Genomic DNA, 12043 nt, shown 5'->3' with positions numbered 1-12043 from the left:
AAGGTGTTCAGGGGTGGCCGGCGCGGGCGTGACGTCGACGTTTGAACCACCAGCGTAAGGACAGCGCGATGACGATTAAGAGAAGAATGCCGGCCACGCTGATCACCTGCAGCATGCGCGCCTGGCTATACATCACGAACCGGCCCGACTGACCGTAGAAACCGTTGAATGAGGCCAGTACCTGCGGCAGGCCGGCAAGGTCTTGCTTGCTCAGCGGCAAGGGCGCTTCGTCCGGATGCCAGTTCGATCCCATCGGTTCGACCTGGCCGCGCGTGTCCAGTTCGACATGGCCGCCGAGCACATGGCTTACCGGTCGGTCGCGCAGATAGTCGTTGATGCGCGCGGCGCTGGCGCGATCTGCCGCCGGGTCATCGATGATCAGTCGTCCGGGCAGGAAGAAGTCGCCGGTGAACGCCAAGCCCGTGGTCGCGTCGTAGTAGGACACGTGCGAGGGGTAGTGACCTGGCGTGGGGATGGCGTCGACCACGCGCCCGCCAAGATCGATGTGCGCCACATCGTCGGGCCACTGGCGGAAACCAAGGCCGGCGGTCACCTGCGGCAGATCCGTGCCGACGATTGTCACCTGGGGTGCGGAGGCAAATTGCGTATCGCCCGAGCGGTGATCCAAATGTCCATGCGTATGAACAATCAGCAGCGGCAGCCGCTGGCCGTTCACTACGGGAAGCAATCCAAACACGGTCGATGCCAGCGGCATCTGTTTGGCGTCGGCGACATCGCCGGTGTCGATCAGCAGGGCGCGGGTCGAGCCGATCAGCAGGTAGATGAACGGACCTTCGTAGGTCTGGCACAGACTCTCCCGCAGGATGTAGGTGCGCTCGTCGTACCGGTGGACCTGCAGCGGGCGGGGCGGGTGGGCCTGGCAGTCGGCCGCGCCGGCGTCCCAATGAACGGTCAGGTTGCCTGGCGCCGGTTGAGAGGTCGCGGGCGCGCCCCATAGGGCCGCCACGCAGCAAAGCACGATCAATGCGATTCTCATCCTTGCCTCGACAGACCGGGCGCGACCGGTGCGGCGCGCATACGGACGATCCGATGCCGGCGAGGGCACGAAGGTTTAGGCCGCTGCCGTCGGGCAGCGGCCTTCCGTTCAGGGTTGGTTGACCGGCATGGCAGGTATCGCCGGATCGATCGATGCCGGGTCCAGTCGACCGTTCAGCCATGCGCTGACGGTGGCCAGCGGGCAGCTGTCCAGCCCGTGGCAGGGGGTCAGGGGCAAGGCGTGGCGGACCAGGGTGTTCTCGCTGCGGAAGTCCGCCTGGCGCAGTGCCGCCAGCGTGGGCATCCAGCTGGAGACGCGCAGCGCGTAGCCATCCTTCTGCTTCAGCAGGTCAAACACCAGGGCGCCGCCGGGCGGGTAATCGTCGGGCTGGCGTTCGTCGTGCCAGTCGACACCGAGTACGCCGGCCAGATTGGCGAGGTTGGTGTCGTGTCCGACCAGCAGGATGGTCCGCGTTTTGACCGGTGCAAGTGGTGCCACGGCGGTGCTGACGCCTGCCGCCTGTTGCAAGGTGGCGAGGACATGGGCCAGCAGGTTGGAACCGGCCTTCGCTGCGGCGGGCATGCTTTTCTTGGCCAACGCAAACTGCAGGTTATGCAGCGTGATGATGTGGCCAATCGTGGCGGCATCGCCCTTGCCCCACGCCACCTGTGCCGGCGCGAAGCCCTGGGCGTATTCAAGCATCAGGTTTTCGCTGAGGCTGCCCGCGGTCTTGAGCGACTTGGCGCGGGCCGCGTCGTCGTCATGCGCGGGATCGAGCAAGAGTTTGCGGCCTTGCTTACCCGCGTCCTGCAGACAGGCATCGCCGCGGCAGCCCAACAACACGGACTGCAGTTCAACCAGTGCGGACGCAGGCCACTGCGACGGTGCAACCGGCGCGTCATCGTCCTTCGTGCCGGACTTGTCGACGAAGTGGAACAGCGCGTTGTTCTGCTCCGGCGCCAGCGCGAGATAGCCCGCGTGGCATACGGGCTGCAGCCCCTGCACCAGCGCGGCGCCACTGGCGCGGTTGCGCGGCGTGCTGTCGGCGATCACCAGCCACGGATCATCGCAGCTGCCGTGGCCCAGTCCATCGGCCGTCAGCATGCGCGCCATGCGCTGGCCGAGCGCGCGGATGCCTTGCGCGCCGTGCTCGGTGAGCACGCCGGGAGCCACCGGCCACGCCCTCCACGGGCGACTGGCATAGGGCGCCAGTTCATCCGGCGAGCTGGTGGGCGAACGCACACCGTGGCGCAGCACGATGATGCGGGCGGCCACTTCCTCGCTTTGCGCGAGCGCCGGCAAACTTGCCAGCGCCGCGCCCAGCAGGCAGGCACGCAACAGCAGCTTACGCGTCGCGCCCATCACAGCTTCACCGACAGGTCGAGGAATACACCGCGGCCGGGCAGGCCGAAGAACAGCGGATTGCCACTGACCGCCTGCGTACCCGCATAGCCGGTGATCTTGTGCACGTTGAACAGATTATTGATGTCCACGCTCACCGAATAACCCTTGGCGCCCCACGGGCCGGAGGCGGCGCGATAGCCGATGGCGGCGTCGGTGGTGAAATAGCCGCCGATGCGCTGGTCGTTCTTGAACATCGTATTGCCGTTGCTGTCGGTCACGTTGTCGACACCGTACTGCTCGCCGGCGAATTTGCCCATCAGCGAGCCGAAGTAACCGAGTGGGCTGCTGTAGAGCAGGCCGAGTGCGGCGGTGACCTTGGGCGTGGCGGCTACCTGCACGTCGGAATTCTTATAGGTCGCCTTGTTGTAGCTGGCATTGCTGTACAGGCTCAGCGTCTGCGTGAGCGCGTAAGTCGCTTCGGCTTCCGCACCTTTGTAGATGGCGCCGCCGGCATTGATGTAGGTGCTCTCGTTGCCGTTCGAGGTGGCGACCTCGGTGGTGGCGAGGAAGTTGGAGAAGTCGATGTAGTAGACGTCGGCGCCGAAGGTGAATTCACGCGTGGCGTAGGCAGTGCCGAGCTGATAGTTGGTGGTCTGCTCGGGCTTGAGGCTGCGCGAGCCGTTCACTTCGATCACATCGATGGGCGGCGCGAGAAAGCCTTTCGCCACCTGCGCATACGCGCTCCATTCGTCGCTGATCTTCTCGTGCGCGCTCAGCGAGGGCAGGGTGGAGTGATAGGTGGCCTGGGCATACGACGGCACCGGCGGGGACACCTTGTTCAGCGGCGCATCGAGCTGACGCGTCACTTCCGAATAGCGCACGCCGGGGCTCAATGTGAAGCGATCAGTGATGTTCCAGTCGTATTGCAGATAGGGCTGTACGGTATCGGTGCGGTCGTCCAGCAGATAGTTGTAGGTCGGACCGTACTTGGTGCCGGTCAGCTGGCCGGTCGTTTCGTCGATCGGATACTGGTAGCGCGCGTCCAGGCTGCGCTCCAGCCACACGCCCGTCTGCAGAGAGCCGGGGCCAAGGTCGCGAGCGAGGCGCAGCACATCGCCGAACGCATGAAAGCCTGAGTCGGACAGCTTGCCAGGCACGTCGGCGTTGACCTTTTTCAGCTTCTTGCCGTTGGCGTCGTAAAACGTCACGCCATTGTCGGCGGGATTATTGTCGCTGGCGTCGCTGGTCTTGCGCGCCCAGTGATCGAAGGTATTGAGGTAGACCTTGTTGTCCACGTCCCAGTCGCCCAGTCGGCTGGTGACGCCCAGATAGGTGAAGCTCGAGTAATAGGCCGCGTTGTTATAGCCCTGGTAGGACTGCAGGGTCGGATCGTTGGTCAGGCCATAGCGCCAGCCGAACTCGTCGATCTCCTGCTTGGTCGCGCCCTGCACGGTGTTCTGGTGCTCGCGGTTGTAGCTCGTGACAAACGTCAGCAGCGTGTTCGCGCCGAGTTCGGTGATGGTCTTGAGGAAGATGTGCTCGCGCTTGTCGTCGGTACCCTTGAGGTAGGTGTCGCTCGATTCCTTCGACACATCGGCGAACAGCCTGGTGTGGTCGCCCAGTTGTTCATCCGCGCTCACGCCGCCGGCGCGCGTATTCCAGCTGCCGATCGTGAGATACGGCGTGATGCCCGATACATCGCTGGGATCGCGCGAACGCAGGCCCACGGTGCCGCCGAAGGTGGCGTTGCCGATGGTGGAGCCACCACCCGGGCCGCGATCGATTTCCGCCTGGCCGAGCACGTGGTTATTGAAATAGGCCGACGTGGTGTGATGCAGGTCGCTGGCGTCGCCGAACGGAATGCCATCGAAGGTGATGTTGAACTGGCCATCCTGGAAACCGCGGATGCTGATGCCTTCGTTCTTGCCCAGGCCCGGGCCTTCCGGCGACGTCACGGTGACGCTGGGCGCGTACTTGATGATGTCGTCGAAGTTGGCATTGAAGCGCAGACCGTCGCGGATGAAGCGCTCATCGATCACCGAGGTCGGCTGGGTGGCATCGAGCGGCGCGGCGCTGGGTGCGAGCGTATCCACGGCGTTGGCGCGGACGCTGATCGGCGCCAGGTCGCGCGTGCCGTCGTTGGTGTTGATCGGCGGCAGGCCGCGCGACGCCTCAGCGTCCGCGGCCAGAGCCTTTCCCGCATTGGGGTCCCGCACGATGGTCACCGTGGTCGGCGTCACGTAGCGATAGCTCAGGCCCGTGCCCTTGAGCAGTTGCGTCAGTTGCTGTTTCGCGTCAACGCCGGCGGCAGCACCGCTGCTGCGCAGGCTGTCGGCAACGGCGGGGTCGTACACCACTTGCAGGCCGGTGCTGCGCGAGAACTGGTCGAGCGCCTGGTTGAGCGGCATCGGCGCAATGGCCGGTGCTGCCGATGAGGTTGGCGCCTGGGCGAAGGCATGGGCGGGCAAGGTGCTGCCAAGCAGCAGCGCGATCTGGAGAGCAAGCAGTTTCCGCATGGTGCGTCTGACCTTCGATGGAGTGACATGTGAGCGGGAGGAGGTCACTCCTCGCCGCGGCATGACTCACTACGAGTGTCGAGCGGAGCCATTGGGTACCGCTTTCTTCATGAATTTTTTCTTACAGCACGCACGTGCGACAAGCTGGCGACCGATCGCACAACGCGCACATCGTCCACGCTGCGGATCACTTGCACGTTGGGCAAGGTCTGCAGATACGCCACGAAGGCATCCATGTCGCGCGCGTGGAATCGCCCTGAAATCAGCGTGGCGCCGATGCGCGCATCCTCGATCACGAGCGGGCGGCTGTTATAGGCGTTGAAGCGACGGGCCACCTCGGCGACGCTGGCGCTTTCGAAATGGATGTCCGCAGGCAGCCAGCGCGTGCTGCGCGCGAGATCGGCGTGGTGATCGACCACGTCGAGCGATCCATCCATGTGCATGGTCGCTTCCTGGCCGGCGGTGAGTTCCGCCAGGGGCGACCGGGCAACTGCAAAACCTTCCGGCGCCCACGACTTTTCATCGCGCTGCCATAACTTGACCTTGCCGCTGATCACGGTGACGCGGCCGCCGTCGGCGGAGTGATGGGCGTCGAACACCGTGCCGATGTCCTGCAGCTCGTTCGCGCCCAGGCGCACACGCAACGGGCGGGCTGGATCGTGCGCCACGTCGAACAAGGCGCCGCCGCGCAGCACGTTGATGCGGCGCGAGCCGGCATCCATGCTCACGATCACCACGCTGTCGCGATCGAGCTGCATGTCGGTGCCATCGGCCAGCGTGGCGCTGCGCACCGCGTCATTGGACGAGGCGTAGCTATCCCAGGCTTGCGGCGCGGACTGCAGCCAGGCCGCGCCGCCGGTGGCCACCAACATGACCAGGGCTGCTGCTTGAGCGAGCCACGCGGTCCAGCGCGGACGCGGCCGTACGTTGGGCAACGCTTTGGATGGACGCGGCACGGGCAGAGACACCACCGAGGTGTCATCCGCGGCCAGCTCGCACAGTTCCGCCTGGTTCAAGGGATCGAGCGCGCTGGCGGCGCCAAGATCGCCGTGCAGATGCGCCATCGCAAGATATTCGGTGACGTGCAGCGGCGACTCGCGCAGCCACGCCATGAAGGCCTGCTGCTGCGCTTCGTCGAAACCTTCCTGCTGATCCAGGTACCAGCTGGCGGCTTCTTCGGTCGCGCGGCGCTGGCGCTCGGCGGCTTCGCGGTGGCGGGCGAATTCAGTCATAGCGCGCCATCCCGACGCGGCATACGGCCAGCGCCTTGACGATGTACTTCTTCACCATGTGGGTGGAAATGTTCAGTCGTTCACCAATGTCGCGATAGCCCAGCTCATCGCGGTAATGCATCACCAGGGCGGCGCGACACTTGGGCGTGAGTCGCATGATCACCGCGGCCAGGCGCTGGCGACGCAGATCGCGATCGACGTCGGCGGCGGCGTTGCACGGCGTGAACAGTCGCTCGAGTACGTCGTTCACTTCATCGCCGGTTTTGGGGCTGCGCTGCTTGCGCGCGGCGTGTTCCTTGACCAGGTTCGCCGCGACGGTGAACAGATAGGCCTCGGGCTTCTCGATCAGTTCGGCGCCGCTGCGGTCGGTGCGCAGCAGGCGCAGGTAAAGCTCCTGCACCAGATCCTGCGCATCCCATGCGTGCGCGGTGCGCTTGAGGAAATAACGGTTGAGCGTGTCGTGTTGTTCTTCGAACAACTGCGCCAGCCCGGTGGTGGAATCGGCGGTCACGTGCACTCGCAGCGCCGTCGACGCGGTCGTCGGCTGATGAGCCAGGATGTCTGCCCGAAGCTAGCGGGACATTGTGACGAATCCGTGAAACCGATGAATGCATGGCAACCGAGCGCGTCAAAGCGTGGCGCGTGACGCTCTGCCGGCACTTACCGCCCATATGGGCTCTGGTGCAGAGTCTCCCGGCTGGCGATACGCCGCAACGGCCTGCGCCAGTGATGATCGGTCTTGAGTGATGCCAGCGGCATCTCGGAATAGGGGATCAACATGGAGGAAAAACATATGCATCATGCATCGAGCCGTCGGTTTCGTTGGTTGGCCTTGGGCGCTTTGGCGATGTCGTTGACATCGATGGGCGCGATGGCCGCCAACAGCCTGCCGTCCAGTGGATTGGGCCAGTCTTGGCCGAACGCCACCGACGTCAGCGCCAGTCCGCATTGGCATGTCTATGTGTTCCAGCGCAACGGTGTGCGCTATGTGCAGATCAACGATCTGGGCGGCAAGGTGCGCGCCGCGTTCGCCACGGCCTCGGGCAGCTTCCTCACCTTGCCGGTGGGTTCCGATGCTGCGCGCGTGGCCACGCCTGATGAGCCGCTGCCGGCGTCCGGCAATACCAAGGGCGATATCGTCTATCAGGACAGCACCGTGAAAGTGCTGGTCGCGCCGCAAGCCGATGGTTCGACAGCGACGTATGTCGCCGCTGGCGACTGCCACGATCCGGTCGAATGCAGCTCGCGCTTCCAGGGGCCGTCGACCAATGCGGTAGCGACTCCGCAGGCTCCTGCTACCACCAAGAACGCAACCACCTCGTCCGGTGATTGCCACGATCCGGTGGAATGCAGCTCGCGCGCCAATTGATGTTGCAGTAAACCCTGCCGGAGCGCTTCTAACGCGAAGCGCTCCGGTGGTGGATCGCGCTGCTGCGCAACGAATCGTGCAGCAGCAACGTCACGCTGACGCTCGATCCGATGTCGCGCAGATGCACATCGCCGCCATAGATATGCGTGCGATCGCGTATCGAGGAGATGCCCAGCCCGCTGGCGCCCAGCAGGGTCATCGCCTGCTTCCAGGGTTCCTCATCCAGCTCTGCATGGGGCGTCGCGTCGCCCATGCCGCGCCTGCCGACCAGGCGCATCACCACCCAGCGTCGGCCGCGCGTGTGTCCGCCGCGCAGCTGCAGCTGCACATCCTGCATGGGGCCGCGTGACAGCACGTGGACCAGCACTTCGCAGGCCAGCCGATACAGCGCCATATGCACATCGGGGGCGAGCTGGCTCAGGCCGCGTCCGGAGAGTTCGCATTGATAGGTGGCGCCTGCCATCTGGATGGCCTGCGCAAACGGCCCTTCGCGCAGCGTGGCCGGTACGCCGCGCTCGCGCCAGCCGCGTGGATACAGCGCATTGGCGAGGCGATGCATTTCGTGTTGCGCCAGCGCTACCTGCTTGGCATAGCTGCGTTCTTCGCTGGTGGGCAGCACATGTCGAAGACGGTCCAGCAGGCGGTTGTGGTTGTCGCGGATGGTGACGCCGATGTGTTCCAGCGTGTCGGCCGCCTGGCGTAGCCGCAACTCTTCCAGGTAAAGACCTTGCTGGGCGAGCTGAAAACCGCGCAAGGTATCCATCTGCGTGGCGTGCTCCGCATGCGTCTGATGGGCGATGCGCGAGCCGAGCATAAGCAAGGTGGTGATGGCGAACGCGATCAGCGCCTGGGCCTGGATGACGCCCGGATCACGCACGATCGAGGAGGTCATGGTCACCGCCAGGCTCGCCAGCGTGCCGCCCAGCGCCGCGCCTTGCCAGCCGTGGCGCGAGGTGAGCCAGACCACCGGCAGGAACATGGCGATGCGGAACACCTGCATGCTGTCGCCCTGGCTGCTGAATACCAGGCCCATCAGCACGAGCAGCGGCGTCACCACGCCAATCAAGGTGTCCTTGACGAGGCGGCTGCGCCACAGTTCGGCTTCGCGCGGATTTGCTGGCCTGCGCGTCTGCCCTAGATAGATCGCGATCACCGTGGGCGCGATGGCCAGTGCACCCAGGTAATTGCCGAGGAAATAGCCAAAGATGATCTGGATGTCCAACGGCGGCAGCGGGACGCCGGCTGGCACTTCCGCCGCCATCAGTACCAGCGCATTGCTGATCGCCGTCAATACGGCGCCAGCGAGTATCACGCCCAGCAGCATGGGCATGCTGATCTGGTGTGCGCCCAGCAGCAAACGTGCATGGCGGCGCGCCCAGGCCACGGCGCCCATCAAGGGCAGGATCGGCGGCACCGCGGCCAGGGCCGACCAGCGCCAACCGAAGTCGTCGATGCAATGAAAGGCGTGATAGTCCACCGGGATCATTTCGCCGATCAGCAGCGCAGGCCAATAGCGATAGGGAAACAACAGCAGGCTGGCCACCCGCAGGCCCGCAGGCAGATTCCAGTGAGAGACGGATACGTCGCGTAGCAACGCATAGCTGACGGCGTACGCCATGCAAACAGCCACATGACGGCCCCAGGCGCGTGGCGCGATAGCTTCCCCCATGCTGTTCTTCCCCTTGGCTGCCGTGACTCCCCTGGCTCTCGTGGGCCAGGGTTTATGTGCTCGGTGCAATATCGTCGTGCACCGGCACCCCCATCATCCAGGTCGGGTATCGGTTGTCCTGCCGCCCTGAATCATCTGTTGGGCTGCGCCACGTTTTCACTCTGCAATCAGGCGCGGCCGTGTGACACCAGCGCGGACTCTCTCATAAAAGCCGGTGATGTTCTGGTGAAGGGTGTCGCATTGTGACGCAGTGCAAATACTTGCGATTGCGTCCACACAATTTCGCGATCAGATCGTTAAATCAGGGGCTTAAGCGGCCTCGCCACGGCGACTGGAGATGGTCACGCCCTCGCGCATCGCCTTGGTCACCGGGGTATTGGCGACAATTTCCAGCAAGCGGGCCCATTGCTCGTCGCTCAGCGCGGCCGAAGCGTGCAGCGTACGCATGACCTGCAGGCGACCCTCGTCGTCGCGATCGAGCTGCAGCTCGGCGCGGAACTCGCCCAGCTCCCAGCCCTTGCGTTCGGCATACATGCGCAGGGTGATCGCGGTGCAGGCGGCGAGCGCAGCCAGGTAGTAATCGAACGGCGCTGGTGCTGCCCCTTGTCCACCGAGCTTGACCGGCTCATCGGTGTCCAGTTTGAAGTGCGCGGTTTCGATGTGATGAAGGTAGTGGCTGTCGGTTGAAACGATGCTTGCAGAGGACACATGGGACATGGGCGTTGATCCTTGAGGTTGAGCACAGAGACGCAGCGTAAGCGCCGATGCACGCGACGCCAAGCGCCGTGGAGCGCGACATCGATCTGACAATTGGACAAAAGTCGCCCCTGTCTGGCTGTTTGTCGTTGCCTCGCAGCGCTGCGCGAGCCTGAGGCGGGGCGATATAATCGACGCACACGTGCAGGCTTCTGCATGTTGCGTACGCGCCGGCCATGGTTTCACCAAGGGTCGGCAGCGACGACGCGCAGCTCCGCGCTCCACTTTTCGGATGATCCCGCCATGCGTTCCCTCGTCCTTCCTGTCGCCATCGCACTCAGCCTGGTTATCGCCGGCTGCACCACCAGTCGCGGCTTGCACACCACGGGCACCATGACCGAACCGGGCAGCCTGAAATCCGAGCGCAGCCTGGCCGATGTGCAGCTGAGCCCCACGGCATGGCCGGCACAGGATTGGTGGGTGGCCTATGGCGACCCGCAGCTCACCGCCTTGATCGAGGAAGCGCTGCAGAACAACCCCAGCCTCGAGCAGGCGCAGGCGCGCGCACGCCAGGCGCAGGCCGTGGCGGACAGCATCAATGCGCTGCGCAAGCCGCAGTCGAATTTCGACGCGTCGATCACCGGCGCGTACCTGTCGAAGAAGAACCCGATCTATCCCGAATATGCGATTGGCACGTTTGCCTGGAGCAAGTCGCTCACCGCCGATTTCTCGTGGGATCTGGACCTGTGGGGCGGCAAGCGCGCGGCATGGGAAGCCTCGCTGGGTCGCAGTCGTGCCGCGCAGATTGAAGCACATGCGGCGCGCATCGAGTTGTCGGTGAATGTGGCGCGCGCCTATGTGCAGCTCGGCTATGCGTTTGCGCAGAAGGATGTCGCCGATGCGGAAGGCGATCGCACCGGTCGCTCGCTCGACATCACGCGCAAGCTGGTGCGCGGTGGGCTTGGCACGCCGCAGCAGGAGCATCTGGCCGATTCGGAAGCGGCCGGCGCCGAGCAACAAAAGGTGGCCGCCGACCGCGCCATCGATGCAGCGCGCAGCTCGCTCTCGGTGTTGCTGGGGCAGGGGCCGGATCGCGGCCTGAGCATCGAGCGGCCGCAACTGGTCGATCGCGGCCCGGCCGTCCTGCCCGACAAATTGCCGGTGGATCTGCTCGGACGTCGCGCCGATCTCGTGGCGGCGCGCTGGGAAATCGAAGCGGCCAACCGCGATGTCACGGCGGCCAAGAAGGAATTCCTGCCCAACATCAGCGTCAGCGCCATGGCCGGCCTGATTGCCGTGGGCGGCAGCACCAACGTGCTGTCGCTGCAGGCACGCCAGTATGTGTTCGGTCCCGCGCTAAGCCTGCCGCTGTTCGATGGCGGCCGTCGCCGCGCCCATCTGGCGGGCGCCGATGCCGAGTACGATGCGATGGTGGCGCGTTACAACAGCTTGCTGGTGAGTGCCTTGAACGAGGTGTCCGATCAGGTCTCCGCGCTCACTTCGGTGCGCCAGCAGATCGTGTTGGAGCGACGCTCGGCGGACGATGCGCAGAAGAGCTGGGATGATGCGATCAAGGCTTACGAGGGTGGGCTGCGCGGCCCGCTCACGCCGCTCACCAGTCGCCAGCAATTGCTGACCGCGCAACAGCGCCTGGCGCTGCTGGAAAGTCAGCAGGCGGATATCTCCATCCGACTGATCGAGGCGCTGGGCGGTGGCTTCGACGGCGTCAACGACGTTGCCGAGATGAACCAGGCGAGCGCGCCGCCGCAGGCATCGGCGACACCGGATGCCACGCGCCGATGAACTACGAACTTCACGCTGTCCACGCCCCGGATGCCACCGATCGCGAGGCCATTGCGGCGCCGCTGCGCGCTTACAACCTCAGCAAGGTACCGACGCTCGACATCCAGCCGCTGGTGATCGCGCTGCGTGACGAGCACGGCCACACCATTGGTGGGCTGTGGGGCGAGACCGCGCTGGACTGGCTGCACATCGACCTGCTGGGCATTCCTGAGTCCATGCGCGGGCAGGACGTGGGTACGGCGATCCTGCGTCGTGCGGAAGAGATCGCGCGCGAGCGCGGCTGCGTCGGCGCGTGGCTGGATACGTTTGCGTTCCAGGCCCGCGGTTTCTACGAAAAACTCGGCTACAGCGTGTTCGGCGAGATTCCCGATTATCCGGTGGGCGGCGCGCGCTATTTTCTGCGCAAGCGTTTCTGAC

10 protein-coding genes are annotated in these 12043 nt (G+C 64.9%); 3 read left to right on the top strand and 7 right to left on the bottom strand.

The window, feature by feature from the left end; genetic code table 11:
• Nucleotides 1-7: 7 nt before the first annotated feature.
• The 5 genes from AB4Y82_RS08900 to AB4Y82_RS08880 all read right to left on the bottom strand — a co-directional run bounded on the left by AB4Y82_RS08900 (nucleotide 8) and on the right by AB4Y82_RS08880 (nucleotide 6600).
• The gene (locus AB4Y82_RS08900; protein WP_441603318.1) at nucleotides 8-997 is read right to left on the bottom strand and encodes an MBL fold metallo-hydrolase; all 990 of its coding nucleotides are present in this window, start codon (nucleotides 995-997) and stop codon (nucleotides 8-10) included.
• A 108-nt stretch (nucleotides 998-1105) separates the two neighbouring features.
• On the bottom strand, nucleotides 1106-2359 hold the full coding sequence (locus tag AB4Y82_RS08895) for a histidine-type phosphatase (protein ID WP_441603319.1): 1254 nt from the start codon (nucleotides 2357-2359) through the stop codon (nucleotides 1106-1108).
• Nucleotides 2359-4857 carry a TonB-dependent receptor domain-containing protein gene (locus tag AB4Y82_RS08890; protein ID WP_441611231.1) on the bottom strand — a complete coding sequence of 833 codons (2499 nt, stop codon included), beginning with the start codon at nucleotides 4855-4857 and terminating at the stop codon, nucleotides 2359-2361. Before AB4Y82_RS08890 ends, AB4Y82_RS08895 begins: the two co-directional genes overlap by 1 nt.
• A gap of 107 nt (nucleotides 4858-4964) precedes the next feature.
• Complete coding sequence (locus AB4Y82_RS08885; RefSeq protein ID WP_441603321.1) at nucleotides 4965-6089, bottom strand: FecR family protein; 1125 nt, start codon at nucleotides 6087-6089, stop codon at nucleotides 4965-4967.
• The gene (locus AB4Y82_RS08880; RefSeq protein WP_046971745.1) at nucleotides 6082-6600 is read right to left on the bottom strand and encodes an RNA polymerase sigma factor; all 519 of its coding nucleotides are present in this window, start codon (nucleotides 6598-6600) and stop codon (nucleotides 6082-6084) included. The genes AB4Y82_RS08885 and AB4Y82_RS08880 overlap by 8 nt, the downstream gene beginning before the upstream one ends.
• 336 nt (nucleotides 6601-6936) lie before the next feature.
• Here AB4Y82_RS08880 and AB4Y82_RS08875 point away from each other — a divergent pair, with 336 nt between their 5' ends.
• The gene (locus AB4Y82_RS08875) at nucleotides 6937-7458 is read left to right on the top strand and encodes a hypothetical protein (RefSeq protein ID WP_441603322.1); all 522 of its coding nucleotides are present in this window, start codon (nucleotides 6937-6939) and stop codon (nucleotides 7456-7458) included.
• 28 nt (nucleotides 7459-7486) lie between these two features.
• Here AB4Y82_RS08875 and AB4Y82_RS08870 read toward each other — a convergent pair whose 3' ends face one another.
• Nucleotides 7487-9127, bottom strand: coding sequence for an MASE1 domain-containing protein (locus AB4Y82_RS08870; protein WP_441603323.1), 1641 nt, complete (start codon nucleotides 9125-9127; stop codon nucleotides 7487-7489).
• A 309-nt stretch (nucleotides 9128-9436) separates the two neighbouring features.
• Nucleotides 9437-9835: an OsmC family protein gene (locus AB4Y82_RS08865; RefSeq protein WP_441603365.1), complete on the bottom strand. Its 399-nt coding sequence runs from the start codon at nucleotides 9833-9835 to the stop codon at nucleotides 9437-9439.
• Between the two features lie 291 nt (nucleotides 9836-10126).
• Here AB4Y82_RS08865 and AB4Y82_RS08860 point away from each other — a divergent pair, with 291 nt between their 5' ends.
• Nucleotides 10127-11626, top strand: coding sequence for an efflux transporter outer membrane subunit (locus tag AB4Y82_RS08860; protein WP_441603324.1), 1500 nt, complete (start codon nucleotides 10127-10129; stop codon nucleotides 11624-11626).
• On the top strand, nucleotides 11623-12042 hold the full coding sequence (locus tag AB4Y82_RS08855; RefSeq protein ID WP_441603325.1) for a GNAT family N-acetyltransferase: 420 nt from the start codon (nucleotides 11623-11625) through the stop codon (nucleotides 12040-12042). Before AB4Y82_RS08860 ends, AB4Y82_RS08855 begins: the two co-directional genes overlap by 4 nt.
• Nucleotide 12043: the final 1 nt, after the last annotated feature.

It is taken from the genome of Dyella sp. 2YAF14, assembly GCF_052114725.1.
Taxonomy (GTDB): domain Bacteria; phylum Pseudomonadota; class Gammaproteobacteria; order Xanthomonadales; family Rhodanobacteraceae; genus Dyella.
The sequence above is the reverse complement of the archived record's forward strand: the minus strand, read 5'-3'. Positions and strand labels throughout refer to the sequence as shown.

What these genes read in the sequence shown, in the direction of transcription:
- AB4Y82_RS08900 (WP_441603318.1), bottom strand. Translation starts at nt 997, where the DNA reads ATGAGAATCGCATTGATCGTGCTTTGCTGCGTGGCGGCCCTATGGGGC.
- AB4Y82_RS08895 (WP_441603319.1), bottom strand. Translation starts at nt 2,359, where the DNA reads ATGGGCGCGACGCGTAAGCTGCTGTTGCGTGCCTGCCTGCTGGGCGCG.
- AB4Y82_RS08890 (WP_441611231.1), bottom strand. Translation starts at nt 4,857, where the DNA reads ATGCGGAAACTGCTTGCTCTCCAGATCGCGCTGCTGCTTGGCAGCACC.
- AB4Y82_RS08885 (WP_441603321.1), bottom strand. Translation starts at nt 6,089, where the DNA reads ATGACTGAATTCGCCCGCCACCGCGAAGCCGCCGAGCGCCAGCGCCGC.
- AB4Y82_RS08875 (WP_441603322.1), top strand. Translation starts at nt 6,937, where the DNA reads ATGTCGTTGACATCGATGGGCGCGATGGCCGCCAACAGCCTGCCGTCC.
- AB4Y82_RS08870 (WP_441603323.1), bottom strand. Translation starts at nt 9,127, where the DNA reads ATGGGGGAAGCTATCGCGCCACGCGCCTGGGGCCGTCATGTGGCTGTT.
- AB4Y82_RS08860 (WP_441603324.1), top strand. Translation starts at nt 10,127, where the DNA reads ATGCGTTCCCTCGTCCTTCCTGTCGCCATCGCACTCAGCCTGGTTATC.
- AB4Y82_RS08855 (WP_441603325.1), top strand. Translation starts at nt 11,623, where the DNA reads ATGAACTACGAACTTCACGCTGTCCACGCCCCGGATGCCACCGATCGC.